The organism is Pseudoalteromonas sp. NJ631 (assembly GCF_000276645.1).
Classification (GTDB): Bacteria; Pseudomonadota; Gammaproteobacteria; order Enterobacterales; family Alteromonadaceae; genus Pseudoalteromonas; species Pseudoalteromonas piscicida.
On sequence record NZ_AKXJ01000020.1, the window covers coordinates 12089 to 28882 of the forward strand.

14 protein-coding genes are annotated in these 16794 nt (G+C 45.9%); 12 read left to right on the plus strand and 2 right to left on the minus strand.

Annotated elements, in window-relative coordinates; genetic code table 11:
* Positions 1–28: 28 nt before the first annotated feature.
* The 6 genes from fabR (at position 29) to A587_RS0121950 (ending at position 6345) form a co-directional block, all read left to right on the plus strand.
* The gene (gene fabR / locus A587_RS0121925) at positions 29–652 is read left to right on the plus strand and encodes an HTH-type transcriptional repressor FabR (RefSeq protein WP_010374371.1); all 624 of its coding nucleotides are present in this window, start codon (positions 29–31) and stop codon (positions 650–652) included.
* A 376-nt stretch (positions 653–1028) separates the two neighbouring features.
* Positions 1029–2576, plus strand: coding sequence for a 2-isopropylmalate synthase (gene leuA / locus A587_RS0121930; protein ID WP_017219301.1), 1548 nt, complete (start codon positions 1029–1031; stop codon positions 2574–2576).
* Positions 2573–3649 (plus strand): 3-isopropylmalate dehydrogenase, encoded by a 1077-nt coding sequence (leuB, locus tag A587_RS0121935; RefSeq protein ID WP_017219302.1) that lies wholly within the window; start codon positions 2573–2575, stop codon positions 3647–3649. Before leuA ends, leuB begins: the two co-directional genes overlap by 4 nt.
* A 15-nt stretch (positions 3650–3664) precedes the next feature.
* Positions 3665–5068, plus strand: a complete 1404-nt coding sequence (gene leuC, locus A587_RS0121940) for a 3-isopropylmalate dehydratase large subunit (protein WP_017219303.1) — start codon at positions 3665–3667, stop codon at positions 5066–5068.
* Positions 5065–5664, plus strand: a complete 600-nt coding sequence (gene leuD / locus A587_RS0121945; protein ID WP_017219304.1) for a 3-isopropylmalate dehydratase small subunit — start codon at positions 5065–5067, stop codon at positions 5662–5664. The genes leuC and leuD overlap by 4 nt, the downstream gene beginning before the upstream one ends.
* 87 nt (positions 5665–5751) lie before the next feature.
* Positions 5752–6345 carry a hypothetical protein gene (locus tag A587_RS0121950; RefSeq protein WP_017219305.1) on the plus strand — a complete coding sequence of 198 codons (594 nt, stop codon included), beginning with the start codon at positions 5752–5754 and terminating at the stop codon, positions 6343–6345.
* A gap of 211 nt (positions 6346–6556) precedes the next feature.
* On the opposite strand, the gene A587_RS0121955 is transcribed toward A587_RS0121950, so the two are convergent.
* Positions 6557–6931 (minus strand): hypothetical protein, encoded by a 375-nt coding sequence (locus tag A587_RS0121955; protein ID WP_017219306.1) that lies wholly within the window; start codon positions 6929–6931, stop codon positions 6557–6559.
* 54 nt (positions 6932–6985) lie between these two features.
* Between A587_RS0121955 and A587_RS0121960 the strand changes: the two genes are divergently transcribed.
* Positions 6986–7435: a TerB family tellurite resistance protein gene (locus A587_RS0121960; RefSeq protein ID WP_017219307.1), complete on the plus strand. Its 450-nt coding sequence runs from the start codon at positions 6986–6988 to the stop codon at positions 7433–7435.
* Here the strand turns inward: A587_RS0121960 and A587_RS0121965 are convergent.
* Positions 7432–7965, minus strand: a complete 534-nt coding sequence (locus A587_RS0121965; RefSeq protein WP_017219308.1) for an RNA polymerase sigma factor — start codon at positions 7963–7965, stop codon at positions 7432–7434. The two genes, A587_RS0121960 and A587_RS0121965, sit on opposite strands and share 4 nt — an antisense overlap.
* Positions 7966–8314: 349 nt before the next feature.
* Between A587_RS0121965 and A587_RS0121970 the strand changes: the two genes are divergently transcribed.
* Genes A587_RS0121970 through dhbA form a run of 5 tightly spaced genes read left to right on the plus strand, consistent with a single transcriptional unit; the run spans position 8315 to position 16791 of the window.
* The gene (locus A587_RS0121970; protein WP_017219309.1) at positions 8315–9967 is read left to right on the plus strand and encodes a (2,3-dihydroxybenzoyl)adenylate synthase; all 1653 of its coding nucleotides are present in this window, start codon (positions 8315–8317) and stop codon (positions 9965–9967) included.
* 19 nt (positions 9968–9986) lie between these two features.
* Positions 9987–10871, plus strand: a complete 885-nt coding sequence (locus A587_RS0121975) for an isochorismatase family protein (protein ID WP_017219310.1) — start codon at positions 9987–9989, stop codon at positions 10869–10871.
* Positions 10868–15199 (plus strand): non-ribosomal peptide synthetase, encoded by a 4332-nt coding sequence (locus A587_RS0121980; RefSeq protein ID WP_017219311.1) that lies wholly within the window; start codon positions 10868–10870, stop codon positions 15197–15199. The genes A587_RS0121975 and A587_RS0121980 overlap by 4 nt, the downstream gene beginning before the upstream one ends.
* A complete protein-coding gene (locus A587_RS0121985) occupies positions 15196–16017 on the plus strand; it encodes a siderophore-interacting protein (protein ID WP_017219312.1) in 822 nt (273 codons plus the stop codon). Before A587_RS0121980 ends, A587_RS0121985 begins: the two co-directional genes overlap by 4 nt.
* Positions 16018–16791 (plus strand): 2,3-dihydro-2,3-dihydroxybenzoate dehydrogenase, encoded by a 774-nt coding sequence (dhbA, locus tag A587_RS0121990; RefSeq protein WP_017219313.1) that lies wholly within the window; start codon positions 16018–16020, stop codon positions 16789–16791.
* Positions 16792–16794 lie beyond the last annotated feature (3 nt).

Genomic DNA, 16794 nt, shown 5'->3' on the forward strand with positions numbered 1-16794 from the left:
ATTTTTCGAAGCGAATTGGGGAAAGTCCATGGCTGGTGTACGCGCCCAACAAAAACAGAAGACCCGTCAAGCGCTTATCGAAGCGGCATTTAATCAACTAAGTGCTGAGCATAGTTTCTCGAATTTAAGCCTGCGTGAAGTCGCACGAGAGGCGGGTATCGCACCTACTTCGTTTTATCGTCATTTTAAGGATATGAACGAGCTCGGGCTGACTATGGTAGATGAAGCGGGTTTAACCTTGCGACAACTAATGCGCCAAGCAAGGCGTCGCATCGCTAAAGGTGGTAGCGTGATCAATACCTCTGTGCACACCTTTATGGAATTTATTGAGCAGTCGAGCAACCAATTTCGTTTATTATTGCGTGAACGTTCGGGCACGTCGCCTGCGTTTCGAGCCGCCGTGGCTAGAGAAATCAAACATTTTATCTTAGAGCTTGCTCATTATCTTGAAACGGAAACGGGAGTAGATACCCATCACGCCCACATGCAGGCTGAAGCAATGGTCACCTTAGTATTTAGCTCTGGTGCTGAGGCTTTGGATCAAGACCCCCCTCAACGGGCTGAACTGACCGAGCGGTTGAAGTGGCAGTTGCGGTATATCGCAAAAGGTGCCTCTGGTTATGCAAAACATCCAGAACCAATAAAAAAATAGCCTAAATTGGCTATTTTTTTATTGGTAATTAAAATTCAAAATTCCCCTGCTCATTTCATATCCTATCTGTGTTCACTTCTAATCTTGAAATATATTTTCTAAAACTGGCGTTATTGTGATTTAAGTTGCCAATAAATCGAGGTTTAAACTCTATTTTTGGGATAATTTATGCTTGATTGTCGCTTTTAAAGCATGTTAAAACATAGCCAATTCATCAACAGGAACACTTAGCTCAATGAAAATGACTGCGCGTATTTCACTCCTTCTTAACCTCCTACTGGTAAACCAGAGGGGTGGGGTGTAATTGCGCGAATTGAGCGACATTTACTGTAGACACCCCGCACTTGCGGGGTTTTTTTTGGCTGAGGATAAGGGTATGCAAGATAAAGTCTGGATTTTCGATACAACATTAAGGGACGGTGAGCAGGCGTTAAAAGCCAGCTTAACAGAAGAAGATAAAATACAACTGGCGCATACCATTAGTCGTCTCAATGTGGATGTCATGGAAGTGGGTTTTCCAGTATCAAGTCCGGCTGATTTTCGTGCGGTACAACGCATCGCTGCCGAGGTGAAAGGCCCCGCAATTTGCGGCCTTGCGCGTGCGGTTAGTAAAGATATTGACGCGTGTGGCGAAGCCCTTAAAGGTGCTGAGCAGCGCCGCATTCACACTTTTATCGCAACCAGTCCTCTGCATCTAGAACATAAGTTAAGAATGAGTCTAGATGATGCAACTAACATGGCGATTAAGGCCATTTCTCAAGCCAGAAAGTACACTGATGATGTTGAGTTTTCATGTGAAGATGCTGGCCGTACGCCACACTCTGATCTATGTCGTATTGTTGAAGCGGCGATTAATGCCGGTGCATCTACGATTAACTTGCCTGATACCGTAGGTTACGTCACGCCAGACGAGTATGCAGCGATGATTTACCATATTCGAAATAATGTGCCTAACATCGACAAAGCCAGACTAAGCGTCCATTGTCACAACGATTTAGGACTTGCGGTGGCAAACTCAATCGCGGCGGTACAAGCCGGTGCAAGACAAATCGAATGTACCATCAATGGTATTGGTGAGCGTGCAGGTAACTGCTCACTAGAAGAAGTGGCGATGATCATGAAGATGCGCCAAGACCACCTAAAAGTACACACCGATATTCGTAGTGAAGAGATTTATCGTGCGTCGCGCCAAGTTGCTAAAATCTGCAATATGCCGGTGCAGCCAAACAAGGCAATTGTGGGTGAAAATGCCTTTGCACATAGCTCGGGTATTCACCAAGACGGCGTCTTAAAAGCACAAAACACCTATGAAATCATGGCACCAGAAACAGTTGGCGTACCGAGTAACCAGTTAAATATGACGTCACGCTCTGGCCGACATGTTATTGAGCATCGTCTTACCGAGCTTGGCTATCAGAAATCGGATTACGATATGGATAGCCTGTATGAAAGCTTCTTGGCGTTGGCCGATCAAAAGGGCACGGTTTACGACTATGACCTTGAAGCGATGATTTATTTCAACCAAATCAAAGATAAAGACGAGCGCTACCAATTACAGTTCGTCAATGCATCTTCTAACTCTCAATCCATCGCGAGCGCGACTGTGGGGATTGCCTTGAATGGTGAGCTTAAGCAAGAAGCGGCAACCGGCAACGGTCCTGTAGAAGCGGCGTTTGTAGCTATCGAGCGTATCACTGGCATGGCGGTGGAAGTGGTGGAGTATAACCTTGATGCGACAGGTAAAGGGGCAAGTTCACTAGGCCAAGTCGATATTATTGCCAAGTTTGATGGTAAGCAATATCACGGTGTGGGACTTGCAGCCGACATTGTCGAAGCGTCAGTGAGAGCCATGATCCGAGTATATAACCTAATTGATAGAGCACAAAAAGTGTCTAGCCTAAAACAACAAAGGAAAGCAGGATGAGTCAAGCAAACTACAAAATCGCCGTACTAGCTGGAGATGGAATTGGTCCAGAAGTGATGCAAGCCGCTGAGCTGGTATTAGATAAAGTGGCGACTAAGTTCAACTTTGCTTTAGAAAAGTCACCACAAGCGATAGGTGGTGCGGCCATAGACCAATTTGGCGAAGCCCTACCCGCGGCGACATTAGCCGCGTGTGAAGCTGCTGATGCGATTCTATTTGGTTCTGTGGGTGGGCCTAAGTGGGAGCACTTACCGCCAAATGAGCAACCAGAGCGGGCATCTTTATTACCGCTTAGAAAGCACTTTCAGCTATTTTGTAATCTGCGTCCGGCGCAGCTATTGCCCGCATTGAGCGCCGCCTCTCCACTACGCAGTGACATTAGCCAGCAAGGTTTTGATATTTTATGCGTCCGCGAGCTTACTGGCGGGATTTATTTTGGCGAAAAAGGTCGCCAAGGTGATGGCGAAAGCGAGTCGGCGTTTGATACGCAAACCTATTCGCGCAAAGAAATCGAACGCATCGCCCGTTTTGCTTTTGATGCAGCGAGACTTAGAAGCAATCATGTGACTTCTGTAGATAAAGCCAACGTGCTGGCAACCAGTGTACTGTGGCGTGAAGTGGTCAATGAAGTCGCGAAAGAATACCCAGATGTGACGCTTGATCATATTTATATCGACAACGCTGCGATGCAGTTGGTAAAGCAACCAAGCCAGTTTGATGTGCTACTGTGCGATAACCTGTTCGGTGACATCCTTTCTGATGAATGTGCAATGATCACGGGTTCCATGGGGTTATTACCATCGGCAAGTCTAAATCAATCGGGCTTTGGCTTATATGAGCCTGCGGGCGGCTCAGCACCAGATATCGCTGGTAAAGGGGTGGCAAACCCAATCGCACAAATCTTAAGTGCCGCGTTGATGCTACGTTATTCATTGGGGCAGGATGAAGCGGCACGCGCAATTGAAAAGGCAGTAGCTGAGGCGGTGAAAGATGGTGTAGGTACACCGGATATCTATCCTCAAGCAGGGTTTACTACTATGGATGTCGCGCAAGCGATCGTCGACAGGGTTTAATAAAGGTAAGAGAAAGTGGCAAAAACATTATACGATAAAATTTGGCAATCCCATGTGGTTGCTAAATTAAACGAGCAAACCGATCTCTTGTACATTGACCGTCATCTAGTACACGAAGTCACTTCACCGCAGGCATTTGCGGGCTTAAGAGAGCAGAATCGTCCGGTAAGATGTCCAGAAAAAACCTTTGCGACAATGGACCATAATGTCTCGACCAAGAGCCGCTCGATTGATGCTGCCAGCGAGGTGAGCAAAAACCAGCTACAAGCGTTGGCACAAAACTGTGAAGAGTTTGGTATTGTACTTTACGATTTGAATTCGATTAACCAAGGCATAGTGCACGTAATGGGACCTGAGCAAGGGATCACTTTACCGGGTACAACAATTGTATGTGGCGATAGCCATACCTCAACGCATGGTGCATTTGGTGCGCTGGCTCACGGTATTGGTACATCAGAGGTTGAGCACGTGCTGGCCACGCAAACATTACAACAGAAAAAAGCCAAATCGTTAAAAATTCAAGTGAATGGCGTCTTGCGTCCTACCGTGACTGCAAAAGACTTGATCCTCGCTGTGATTGGGCAATTAGGCACAGCTGGTGGCACTGGCTATGTGGCTGAGTTTTGTGGGACGGGGATCGAAGCGCTATCGATGGAAGCGCGGATGACGCTCTGTAATATGAGTATTGAAATGGGGGCGAAAGCTGGCTTGATCGCACCTGACGAGAAAACCTTTGCGTATTTACGTGGTCGCCCATTTGCACCTCAAGGCGAAGACTTTGATGCTGCGGTGCGCTATTGGCAAACCTTGCATAGCGACCCGGATGCTGTATTTGATCGTGTTGTGGAGCTGGATGCTGACAGTGTGCAACCTCAAGTAACCTGGGGGACCAGTCCAGAACAAGTCATTGGGATTAATGATCTAGTACCTAACCCTGACGATGAACCTAATTTAGTCAAAGCGGATGCGATGCGCAGCGCGCTGAAATATATGGGCCTCACAGCAGGACAAAGGCTAAGCGATGCCAAAGTCGACACCGTATTTATTGGCTCTTGCACCAATAGCCGTATTGAAGATTTGCGTGCGGCGGCACAAGTGGTGGCGGGCAAGCACGTAGCGGCAGGCGTTGAAGCGCTTATCGTCCCGGGATCAGGATTAGTAAAACAGCAAGCCGAACAAGAAGGCTTAGCCGATATTTTCAAAGCTGCGGGGTTTGAGTGGCGTGAACCGGGCTGCTCTATGTGCTTGGCGATGAATGATGATCGTCTTGGCGCAGAAAAACGCTGTGCATCGACCTCAAACCGTAATTTTGAAGGGCGCCAAGGGCGAGGCGGTCGTACGCATTTGGTGAGTCCAGCAATGGCTGCCGCAGCGGCAATTGCAGGTCACTTTACTGATATTCGAGGAGAGGCGTCATGAGCGTGTTTCATCAGGGCCTAGTTGCGCCATTAGACAAAAACAATGTTGATACAGACCAAATTATTCCCAAGCAGTTTTTAACTTCAACCAGCCGCGATGGGTTTGATAAAGCGCTGTTTTATGATTGGCGCTATCTTGAAGATGGCCAGCCAGATCCGAACTTTGTGCTTAACTATCGACAATATCAGGGCGCGTCAATCTTGTTAACCCGTGACAACTTTGGTTGTGGTTCGTCTCGTGAGCATGCTCCATGGGCGCTAAAGCAATATGGTTTTACGGTGATCTTAGCCGAGAGCTTTGCCGATATCTTTTTTAACAATTGTGGTAATAACCAAATGCTTTGCATTGCGTTACCAGCCAGCACGTTAGATGCGCTCTTCGATGCATGCGAGCAACAATCACAAGTACATTTGAGTATTGACCTAGAAGCGCAGCAGATAAGCGGGGTGGGTATTGCACCAATTGACTTTGAGGTGCGAGAAGACATCAAAGCACGCCTCTTGAGTGGCCTTGACTTTATCGGTGAGACCGAATTATTAAATGCCCAAATTGATGCCTTTGAGCAGCAGCTTGCTACGATAAGACCTTGGCAATAATAGCTGTTTACTCAATTTGGTCGAATAATTTTGCTACAAAGCCAGAAGCTGATTAAGCTCTGGCTTTATTTGTTTTAGGTGTCTCTAATGAAAAAATTAACTTTAGCGCTACTCGCAACCTTGAGCTGCGCAGCCTTCGCACGTCCTGCCCCGCTGGTTTCCATCCCAAGCCATGATGCATTTTTTGACGCTATTAAAGCGCATTGTGGTAAAGCCTACGAAGGTAAAGTAACGGTGGATAATCAAGGGCCAAGCAGCTTTAGTGATGCGCGCCTTGTGATGCACGTTCGTAAATGCAGTGACGCTGAGCTTCAAGTTCCCTTTCATGTAGGAAAAGATGCTTCAAGAACTTGGATCATCACCAAAACAGGGAGTGGTTTGAGCTTAAAGCACGATCACCGCCATGAAGATGGCAGCGACGATGTCTCTACTATGTATGGTGGTCATACCCTAGATGCGGGATTTAATACCGTGCAGTCGTTCCCGGCTGATGAATACTCAAAACAGTTATTCGTCCAGCAAGGGATCCCACAGTCAGTCGGAAATACATGGCAGATGTATATCTATCCAGAGCAGTTTACCTATCGTTTAGTGCGTGAAGGGCGAGAGTTCCGAGTGGACTTTGATTTAACGAAACCTGTCGCTGCACCAACAGCGCCTTGGGGATATAATACCAATTGAATTAATTCTCTAATCAATTTGAAGGGTGAAATAGCATATTAGCTTCGTTAAAAATTTCTCTTTTAGAACAACTAAATAGCAAAATTTTTGCCTTGCTACTAAAGCTATTTTCCCGCTTCAAGATAGATCATTTACTTAATACAACTGGTATAAAGACTAAACCCAGAGCGAGTAACGAAAACAAATTTATAGCGCTAACAAAAATGTGTGGCTACTTGGCCACACATTTTACGTCTACCGTTAAGTCATTCTGATAAGGTCGTGGCTCTAATGGCATCTTATCAAAGCCTTGAACGCCTCCGAGTAATGTCAATTGTGGGTTACTGCCTTGGCATAAGCGTTTGGCATGGCGCAGCAAAAATACGCTTTGTTGCCTAAAATGCGCATAACTATCTGGCTTAATTGCCAGTCGAAAGTGGTCATCGTTATACGTGGTTTGCTCATAATGTACTTTATGGTCAAAGTCATAGAGCTTTTCAGGTTCGCCTCGTGGAACCGGTGTATATTGGCACGCCGAGAGCAGTGTTACACCTACGACTAGGGAACTTAGCTTTAATGAATTTAGTCTCAATGATAACTTACGCATAACTGTCCTTTTAGTCTGCTACATTTACAGTATATCACATGGGAGATTAGCTACTTGCTTAACCAACTTAAAAAACTATTTCAAAGCTTGCAGGAATCATCACCGAAACAAGAAATCGACTTTAATACCGCGCTTGCTGCATTACTGGTTGAAGTGATGCGAGCGGACGGCAAACTACAACAGTCGGAGTTCGATAAAATTGCGGAGCTACTCAAAACACGTTGTGAATTGCCTGAACCACAAGTGAGTGCACTGATAACGCAAGCACAGCAATTGGTGGAACAGGCGGTAGATATGTATTCTTTTGCCAAGCAAGTGAATAATCACACTAGCGACATTGAGCGCATCGAGATCATTGAGCTATTGTGGCACGTTGCTTATGCTGATGGCGAGCTCGACAGCCATGAAGACCATATCATTAGGAAAATAGCCGGGCTGTTTTATGTTGCTCACCCTGATTTCATTGCTGCCAAATTACGCGTTCAAGCTGGTTTAGATACTTAGTGTGCTAATACGGTTTGACACGTTACAATCACTTCTTGAATTATAAAATTCACTAACGTCGGTGAAATTGCACATATCTTGGCAATATCCTTCTGCTTGTAATCACCACGTTTATACAAGCTTAGAATGTTCTGGTGGCGTTTTGATAGAGAGCTTACCGCTTGCATCATACGACCATCTAGATTTTGCTCAATTAAGGTTTCTTCAGCACTGACTTGCTTATCAGTGTATTGTCCTAGCAGTGCGCTATCTAAGCTAACCCAGCTTTCCTTTGATTTTTTCCTTACCATATCAATTGCGATATTTCTTGCTGTTTGATAGCAGTAAGCCACATGATTGCTAATGGCTTGCTCTTGTTCATCAGGCATTTTTGACAGACGAATATACGTTTCCTGTAAAGCGTCTTCTGCGAGGTATTGGCAGTGAAGAATTGAGGTTAAATATGCAGTCAATTTCTCCCTTTGTACTTCAATTATATCGGCCCAACGACGAACATCTACCGTATTATCTGAGCGCAACACTGCTGCCATTTTATCCCTCTACGATTAATAATGAAAATAATTCTCAATTAGATCCTAGGTTTTTTATCGGGTTTTTGTCAATAGCTAAATCGAATTTTAATTTACTTATTTGTAACGTTTGTGTCATCAAAAGGTGCGTAGGTAAAAATATGAACAGTTATGAGAATTATTTTAAATTTTTCTAAATTAATCTTAGGGGCAATCGTCATTAGGGGGTTAGCGGCAAATTGGAGCTCGGTGTTTGGGGTTAAGATTTTGATAATTAAGTGGTATTTTTAATTTCATTATTTTTTCTAAACGCCGAATGGATTTTGCATAACGAAATAACCCACATAGGAAATTTCATAAGGTCGTATTTATGTTAAAAAGTTGTGTTAGTTGGCCTGTTGAGGATGCAGAGCGATATCGCAATCTTGGATATTGGATAGATGAAGAGTTAAGTCAGATCTTAGAGCGTCAAGTACAAGAAAATCCGACTCAAATTGCCGTTATCGATAACGATATCGAGAAGTCCTATGCATGCTTGGAAAAAGAGGCGACGAGACTGGCGAGTTATTTGGCTGCGCAAGGACTTTGTGCCGGTGACACCGCTATTGTGCAATTGCCTAATTGCTACGAATTCTATGTGGTATTTTTTGCTTTACAAAAGCTGGCAGTGTTACCTGTTAATGCTTTGATGAATCATAACCAAGTCGAGTTAACACATTACGCAGCTGCTCTGCAGCCAAAGTTGATCATTGCGGACACAAAGCATTCTCTGTTTGGTGATAGTCAATTCTTTGAACAGTTAAAAGCGTGTACACCACAGCTACAGTATGTGCTGCTGCGTGGTCAAAGTACTTGGGCGAAAGAGCTTGGTGAAAAGCTGCATGCTTCTGCATGCTTTGAGCATTTTGATTCTCTGCCTTTTCGTAAGCATCAAGCGGACAATGTGGCATTCTTTCAATTGTCGGGGGGAAGCACAGGTACACCTAAGTTGATCCCTCGTACCCACAATGATTATTACTATAGTGTTCGCCAAAGTGTCGAAGTGTGTCAATGGAATAAACAAACGCGATACCTTTGCGCTCTACCTGCCGCACACAATTTTCCGCTTAGTTCACCCGGCGCATTGGGAGTGTTTTACGCTGGTGGTACAGTGATCTGTGCTCCAGAACCCTCACCAAGCAGCTGTTTTAGGCTGATCGAGGCCCATAAACCAAATTGGGCCGCTTTGGTTCCCCCTGCGGTTTCGTTGTGGCTCGATTCCCGAGAGCGACAACGCTATGACCTAAGCTCGTTAACTGTGCTCCAAGTCGGTGGAGCTAAGCTCAGTGCCACCCTCGCTGCCAGAATGGAAAAAGAGCTTGTTGTGACGTTGCAGCAGGTATTTGGCATGGCGGAAGGACTTGTCAACTATACCCGTCTCGATGATGACGAATGGACGCGACATCATACACAAGGTCGACCAATGAGTGCAGCTGACGAAATCCGTATCGTCGACGAGAATAATCAACCAGTACCTCAAGGAGAGGCTGGGTTATTAACGACTAAAGGACCTTATACATTTCGTGGTTATTTAAACGCTGAACTTCATAACTTAGCTGCATTTACTGAAGATGGTTTTTACTGTAGTGGTGATGTGGTTAAACAAACTGCATCGGGCGACATAATTGTTGAGGGCCGCGATAAGGATCAAATCAATAAAGGTGGCGAAAAGGTCGCAGCAGAAGAAGTCGAGAACCAAATATTGGCACATCCTGCGGTTCATGATTGTGCGGTTGTTGCAATGCCAGATAGTCTGTTGGGTGAGCGTATATGCGCATTTGTCGTGCCGCGAGAAGAGCTTGACCAACGACTCACAAGGGCAACGCTCAACCGTTTTGTTCGAGGTCGTGGGCTCGCTGATTACAAGTATCCTGACCGCTTTGAATTTATTGCGTCACTACCAAAAACGAAAGTTGGAAAGATCGATAAACGCGCGTTGCGTGAGCATATCGCTAATCTACTTACCTCATCACAAACTGCATAATACTCAATAGGATAAACTCATGGCAATCCCACGTATTTCTTCATATCCATTACCATCAAGCCGCCCGGAAAATCGCACTGAGTGGAAAATTAACCCGAGCAAAGCGGTGCTATTGGTTCACGATATGCAATCTTATTTTGTGAATTTCTATGATACAACGCAAGCACCGATGCGGTCTTTGATCCAACAAATTAGTAATTTAATCGTAGCAGCCAAAGCTGCTGGTATTCCTGTTGTGTATACTGCACAGCCCGCAAATCAAGATCCGAAAGATAGAGCGCTGCTAACCGATTTTTGGGGAACTGGTCTGACTGAGCAAGACACGAGTATTTTACCTGCACTTGCTCCAACTGCCGATGATAAGGTTTATACCAAGTGGCGTTACAGCGCATTTAAACGTAGTACCGTACTTGAGGATATGCAGGCACAAGGTCGAGACCAGCTTATTATCTGTGGAATTTATGCCCATATCGGTATCTTATCTACGGCATTAGACGCCTTTATGTATGACGTAAAAGCATTCGTTGTTGCGGATGCTGTCGCAGACTTTGGTGAAGCAGAACATCTCCATGCGATGGAGTATGTTTCTTCTCGTTGTGGGCAGGTGCAATTGTTGGACGAGGTTATTGCTGCGTGCACGCCACAAAATACACAACAGAAGTTATCTTTGGACTCGATGCAGGAGGCGATTGCAGCATTGCTTTGCATTGATGTGGAAGAGGTTGATCCTGAAGAAAATTTACTCTATCTAGGATTAGATTCCATTCGCGTAATGACATTGATTGATCAGTGGCGGGCGCAAGGCATCGATATTACGCTAGCTGAACTTGCAGAAAGCACCACACTTAATGAGTGGTATGAAATTCTAGTGGGCAAAGCACCGCTGGCGATGGAACCTGCATGAGTAATTGGCCTTTAACCGCTGCGCAACTTGGGATTTGGCTTGGGCAGGCAAAACAGCCTACTAGTACGCGCTATAACACTGCTGAGTATGTTGAGTTAAACGTGCCAATAAATGCTGAAGATTGGCTGTTAACTGCTTCTAGAGTGCTACAAAGTACGACGGCAATCAATGTACGCTTTATTGAACATCAAGGCGTGCCGACAACTCAATTACTCAGCGAAGCTGAGCGAGTGGCAAAGTTGGGCGACTATATCGACTTGTCAGAAAGCGATGATGCAGCGTTTGCAGCACAGCAGCTTTTGATAAAGTGGCAAGCTCAGTCTTATGACTTAGCCAATGGCGACTTATATCGTCATGTGTTAATCCGACTTGCCACTAACCACTACTATTGGGCACTTGGTGCGCATCATATTGCGATGGATGGCTTTAGTTTTGCGCTGGTTTCTAATCGAGTGATTCAGACCTATGAGGGGGCTCAAGTTACGGCTGATGAAACTCAATATCAAGCTGTCATCACTGAAGATAGTCAGTACCGTCAAAGCAAGTGGTATCAGCAGGATAGGCTGTATTGGCACCAGCAGCTGCAAGGTCTGGATAATGCTGCAGCCCTGACAACACAAGTGTTAAATACAGAGGCGGACAAGGAAAAGGTTACGACGCAATTATCAGCAACTTTGCTCAATCAGTTGGAGGCTCGAGCCAATTCGGTCGACGCCAACTGGTCTGAACTATTACTGACCGTGGTTAGCGCTATTGTCTATCAACGCACTGGGGTGGCGAAAACGATCATGGGCATGCCTGTTGCCAATCGTATGGCATCAAAAGCTGCGAATACGCCTTGCATGCATATGAATATTGTACCGGTTCCAGTGGACTTTGTGCTTGTTGAGAGTTTTGAAGGTTTAATCCGTCAGGTCAGTGAGCAATTGCGTCAAGCTAGAAGGCATTTTCGATATCGTTATGAAGATTTAAAAGCTGAAGCTGTGACCTTGCAATTGCCAACAAGATTGTTTGGTGCAGTTGTTAATATTTTACCTTTTGAACGTCATGAAACCTGCCAGGGTGAAGCGGTGACAAGTCATACTGTGTCTGCTGGGCCTGTTGAGGACATTGCATTTATTTTTATCAAGCAAATGGACGGCAGTATTCGTTTCGAGATTGAAGGTAACCAAAGTGGCTATAGTAAAGCTGAGTTGTTGAGTATACAAAGTGAAACGTTGCAGTTTCTCCATGCAGTTGCTGTGGACTTGCAAATGCCATTACGCGTTACCAATCGGGACTTTGCGATAAGCGAGACTCCAGCACCTGTGGAGCAGAGTGACGTACTTAGTTGTTTGTTGGAGTTATCAAGGAAGTCGCCTAAATCAATAGCGGTTCAGACGATAGATGGACATGCTATTAGCTATGAGCGGTTAGTACAGCAAGTGCTATGGCTAGCAAAACGCCTTAGAGTCAAAGCTTCCGTCGATGATGGTACCGTATTACTAGCACTGCCTCGTAGCCAATATACAGTGATTGCAATGTGGGCCGTATTTGCTGCGCAGCACCGCTTCGTTTTTATTGATAGCGATGCTCCTTCTGCGCGTAATCGTAGTATTATCGCTGATGCTAAGCCATGCCTAGCATTGGTGGATGATAGTAGTGAAGGGTTAGCTGAGATCCGCGACGCTGGCGTTACACAGCTTAATATTGCAAGCGAACTTGCAAATGCTCAGCTTGAAGCGTTTGCTGCCACCCCATCAATACTTCCTTTATTAGAACAAGCCTATTTAATCTATACCTCAGGTTCCACGGGTAAGCCTAAAGGGGTGCAGATAAGCCACGACGCATTGGCAGGTTTTGTAAGTGGCGCACGTCTGGCCTATCAAGTAGGTGCTCAAGATAGAGTATTACAGTTTGCGCCCTTTCATTTTGATACCTGTATTGAAGAAGTCTTTGTTACTTTGACGGCCGGTGCGACGTTGATACTGCGTAATGACGCCATGTTGGAGTCTTTTGAGGATTTTCTTGCCGAACTAGAAAACCAACGTATTACTATACTCGATTTACCTACCGCTTACTGGCATGAGCTTTGTCGACACCTGTGCGCGACTCGCCGTATGCTTCCTGCGTCAATTCATACCATCATTATAGGCGGAGAGGCGGTTAATCGTCAGCGTGTAGAAGCGTGGCGTGAGCAGTTTAAACAGTCTGTACGTTTACTTAACACTTACGGCCCGACGGAAGCTACAGTCGTTGCTACTGCCATTGATCTCAGTAAAGCAACAAATCCAAACTTAATTGGTTTGCCCTTACCCGGACGCGGTGCTGTGGTAATGCGTGAAAAAGGCCAGATCGCAAAATTTGGCGAGCGCGGGGAGCTCTGGCTTACGGGCGTGGGTTTATCGAGCGGTTATTTGGGTCTGGCCGAGCAAACTGCTGCTGCGTTTGTTTCATTTTGGGATCCGCAAGCTATGCGGAGCATAGCGGCTTACCGTACCGGAGACATTGTGCGGATGCATAAAAGTGGGCAACTTGAATATCTTGGCCGCGTCGATGCCCAGTTAAAAATCAGTGGCTACCGGATTGAAATTGGTGAGATTGAAGCTGTGCTATTGAGTGTTCCTGCCATTCTTGAAGCCGCGGTGACTGTGGTTAAGAATGCGCAAGGTAGTGCAACTGCTTTGGCGGCGCATATAGTGAGTACCACCGCATTGGCGTTAAATGATTTACGCACAGTGCTGAGTGAGCAGTTACCCGCTCCAATGTTACCTGCACAGCTTTATCAATATGAAGCTTTACCTAAAACACCGGCCAATAAAATCGATCGCAAGCGATTATCTGAGCAGCAAAATGCCGCCTGTGACGCTGAGGTTATGAGTGACTTTGAAACACAGATAGCTGCCGTTTGGCGGGAAGTTCTGGGCGTGAGTAATGTCCGGTTAGCCGATAACTTTTTCAGCATTGGGGGGCAGTCACTCCAATGTATTCAAGTTGCAGGGCGGCTAACACAACTACTTAATAAAACGGTGAATGTCGCATTTTTATTTGCGCATCCTAAACTCGTCGACTTGTGTAATGCACTACAGCTTGGTGATGAATTAGCACACAAGACGAACGCGAATATCGCGACAACGATAAAAGCAGACCTTGCTCAATTTAGAGATAGGCTGTTGCAGGTTCAACCGCATACACTAACTGAAACTAGTGAGGAAACGGTGTTGCTGACCGGTGCGACGGGATTTGTTGGTGCGCAGTTACTGGCGCATTTACTTGCGAAGCCGGATCTAAGTGTAATTTGCAGTGTAAGAGCTAATAACATAGAGCATGGGTTCGAACGGTTACAGCAAGCCTTCGACATGCAAAACCTTGGTGAAATAGATAGTTCTAGGATAACGCTGTTGCTTGGAGATATTGCCTCGTCACAACTTGGGTTGAGTGATGCAGACTATCAACAGCTGGGCATGCGCGTGACTCGAATATTACACAATGCAGCGCATACCTCTGTGTTACGTGATTACAGTAGCTTAAAAGTGGCAAATACAGATGCGACAGCGGAATTATTGATGTTCGCGAAATATTTTAGTTTGCCATTTAATCACGTCTCGACTATTGCGGTCGCACCACAGTCCGGAGTGCCTCTTGATGAGGCGTTTATTCCTTATCATAGTGGCCTTCACGATGGTTATCAGCAATCAAAATGGGTTGCGGAAGCGATGGTAGAAACCGCTATTCAACAGGGGGTAGCAGCACAAGTATATCGCTTAGCACGAGTTACGGGGGCCAAACAAAGTGGCTATATTAACCACAATGACTTGGTATGGCGCATCTTGCGCTCTGGACTTAAGTTTCATCGTTTGCCTGAGCTTGCTGTGTCTGAGCCGTGGACGCCTGTAGATAGAGTTGCCAAATTTGTCAGCGCACAAACTTTAACGCCTACTACTGCGGCTGTCTTTAACGTGACACCGCAAACTTTAGTGTCGTTACCGGAATTGTATCAATGGCTTATCGATTTTGGTTTTGTTTTCAACGTGGAATCTTTGTTGAGCTGGTTGGCTGTTCTTGAACAGTCACAAGATGAAGAAGACCTAGCGATTGCGAGTTTCTTTACAAGTCAGCCGCAGCAATCACAAAAAGCGACGACATTGGTTGCGAGCAATCAGAGTTTTATCTCAGCAAGTCTCCAACACGATGCGAGTTTGCAGTCTTTTGTAAAGGCCGACTTAGCGCGCTACCTCATTTATGCCTTTACCAGCAACTTGCTAAAAATTGAACACCATCCTGAAGCGTATAAACGACTGCAGACATTACAGGCTAAATTTTCTGAATCGAAAGAGGAGTTGTCATGAAGCAACGACAACCAGTTCCACCTAGCGGTCCTCGCCGTGTATTTTGTGTAGCCAAGCGCTATATCACGCCACACTTGTTGAGGATCACCGTTTCTGGCGAAGCGTTACATGGCTTCCCAAGCGGTTATGATGGTGCGCATATCAAGCTATTCTTCGCAAATAGAACAACCGGCACATTATCACTCCCAACACGTGATGATAGCGGTAAAATTGTTTGGCCGACGGATCGCCCGGTGACAAGGGCTTACACGGTGCGAGCTTATCGACCAGACAGCAATGAATTGGATATTGATTTTGTAGTGCACGGCTCCCACAGTCCAGCATCTGGCTGGGCGGTCAATGCCGACGTTGGCGCTGAACTTGGGGTTGCAGGGCCTGGTGGGCCAGATCCATTGCTAGCGGATGCGGATTGGCACGTGCTTGCAGGCGATCTTACAGCTGTTCCGGCGATTAGCGCGCTGCTCGAGGGGTTTGAGGCAGAGCGACGAGCTGAAGTCTTTATTGAAATAGATTCATTAGATGATAAGCATACTATTACTGCACCATCAGGTGTCAATATTCATTGGTTGCTGCGTCAAAGTGGTGACTGTGAACAACTTGCAAGAGCAATTGCAAATGTTGCAATACCCTCAGGTGTGACTTCTATCAGTGCTTTTATTGCTGGCGAAAATGGTGCAGTACTGGCGTGTCGTAAGCAGCTTATTCAAGGTTTTGGGTTATCAAAAAAACAACTGTATGCCATTCCATATTGGCGTCGCGGTCAGGATGAAGAAACCTATCATGAACGCCGCCATGAAATCATGGATGAGGTGTACTAGATGTCCAATGAATGTGAATTTACAGGGCGTATTGCGTTGGTGACGGGAGCTTATCAGGGCATAGGTAAAGCACTGGTCGAGCAACTATTAGCACGCGGAGCGATTGTAGTTGCGGCAGATATTGCTATTGCCGCGAGTCAACTCCAAGAAGTAACGGCTAATCACTTCCAAATCCATCTTGATGTTACTAACAAAAACCTTGTGCAAACCGTAGTTGAGGAAATTGAAATCCAGCTCGGTGCACTAGAGTATGTTGCCAGTGTCGCTGGTATTTTGCACATGGGAACGCTGCTAGAACAAAGCGATGCCCAGTGGCTTGATACGTTTGCCGTAAATTGCCATGGGCCATTTTATTTATGTCAGGCGGTGGCGAATAAGATGCGGATAAGAAAGCGTGGTGCCATCGTTGCTGTGAGCAGTAATGCAGCTAGCACACCTAGAGTGAATATGGGAAGTTATTGCGCTTCAAAAGCGGCCTTGAGTGCGATGATTAAAACGCTAGCCCTAGAAGTCGCACCGTTTAACATTCGGTGTAACCTAGTTGCGCCGGGGTCTACCGACACTCAAATGCAGCAGCAGCTATGGCGCGATGAAAATGGTGCTGAGCAAACCATTCAAGGCGATTTAACGCAATTCAAATTAGGTATTCCACTAGGTCGTATCGCTTCAGCGACGGATATCGCAAACAGTATTTTGTTTTTACTCAGTGACCAAGCTCGACACATCACCATGGCTAATCTGTTGGTTGATGGTGGGGCGACACTAGGACATTAATTT

What these genes read in the sequence shown, in the direction of transcription:
- fabR (WP_010374371.1), top strand. Translation starts at nt 29, where the DNA reads ATGGCTGGTGTACGCGCCCAACAAAAACAGAAGACCCGTCAAGCGCTT.
- leuA (WP_017219301.1), top strand. Translation starts at nt 1,029, where the DNA reads ATGCAAGATAAAGTCTGGATTTTCGATACAACATTAAGGGACGGTGAG.
- leuB (WP_017219302.1), top strand. Translation starts at nt 2,573, where the DNA reads ATGAGTCAAGCAAACTACAAAATCGCCGTACTAGCTGGAGATGGAATT.
- leuD (WP_017219304.1), top strand. Translation starts at nt 5,065, where the DNA reads ATGAGCGTGTTTCATCAGGGCCTAGTTGCGCCATTAGACAAAAACAAT.
- A587_RS0121950 (WP_017219305.1), top strand. Translation starts at nt 5,752, where the DNA reads ATGAAAAAATTAACTTTAGCGCTACTCGCAACCTTGAGCTGCGCAGCC.
- A587_RS0121955 (WP_017219306.1), bottom strand. Translation starts at nt 6,931, where the DNA reads ATGCGTAAGTTATCATTGAGACTAAATTCATTAAAGCTAAGTTCCCTA.
- A587_RS0121965 (WP_017219308.1), bottom strand. Translation starts at nt 7,965, where the DNA reads ATGGCAGCAGTGTTGCGCTCAGATAATACGGTAGATGTTCGTCGTTGG.
- A587_RS0121970 (WP_017219309.1), top strand. Translation starts at nt 8,315, where the DNA reads ATGTTAAAAAGTTGTGTTAGTTGGCCTGTTGAGGATGCAGAGCGATAT.
- A587_RS0121975 (WP_017219310.1), top strand. Translation starts at nt 9,987, where the DNA reads ATGGCAATCCCACGTATTTCTTCATATCCATTACCATCAAGCCGCCCG.
- A587_RS0121980 (WP_017219311.1), top strand. Translation starts at nt 10,868, where the DNA reads ATGAGTAATTGGCCTTTAACCGCTGCGCAACTTGGGATTTGGCTTGGG.
- A587_RS0121985 (WP_017219312.1), top strand. Translation starts at nt 15,196, where the DNA reads ATGAAGCAACGACAACCAGTTCCACCTAGCGGTCCTCGCCGTGTATTT.
- dhbA (WP_017219313.1), top strand. Translation starts at nt 16,018, where the DNA reads ATGTCCAATGAATGTGAATTTACAGGGCGTATTGCGTTGGTGACGGGA.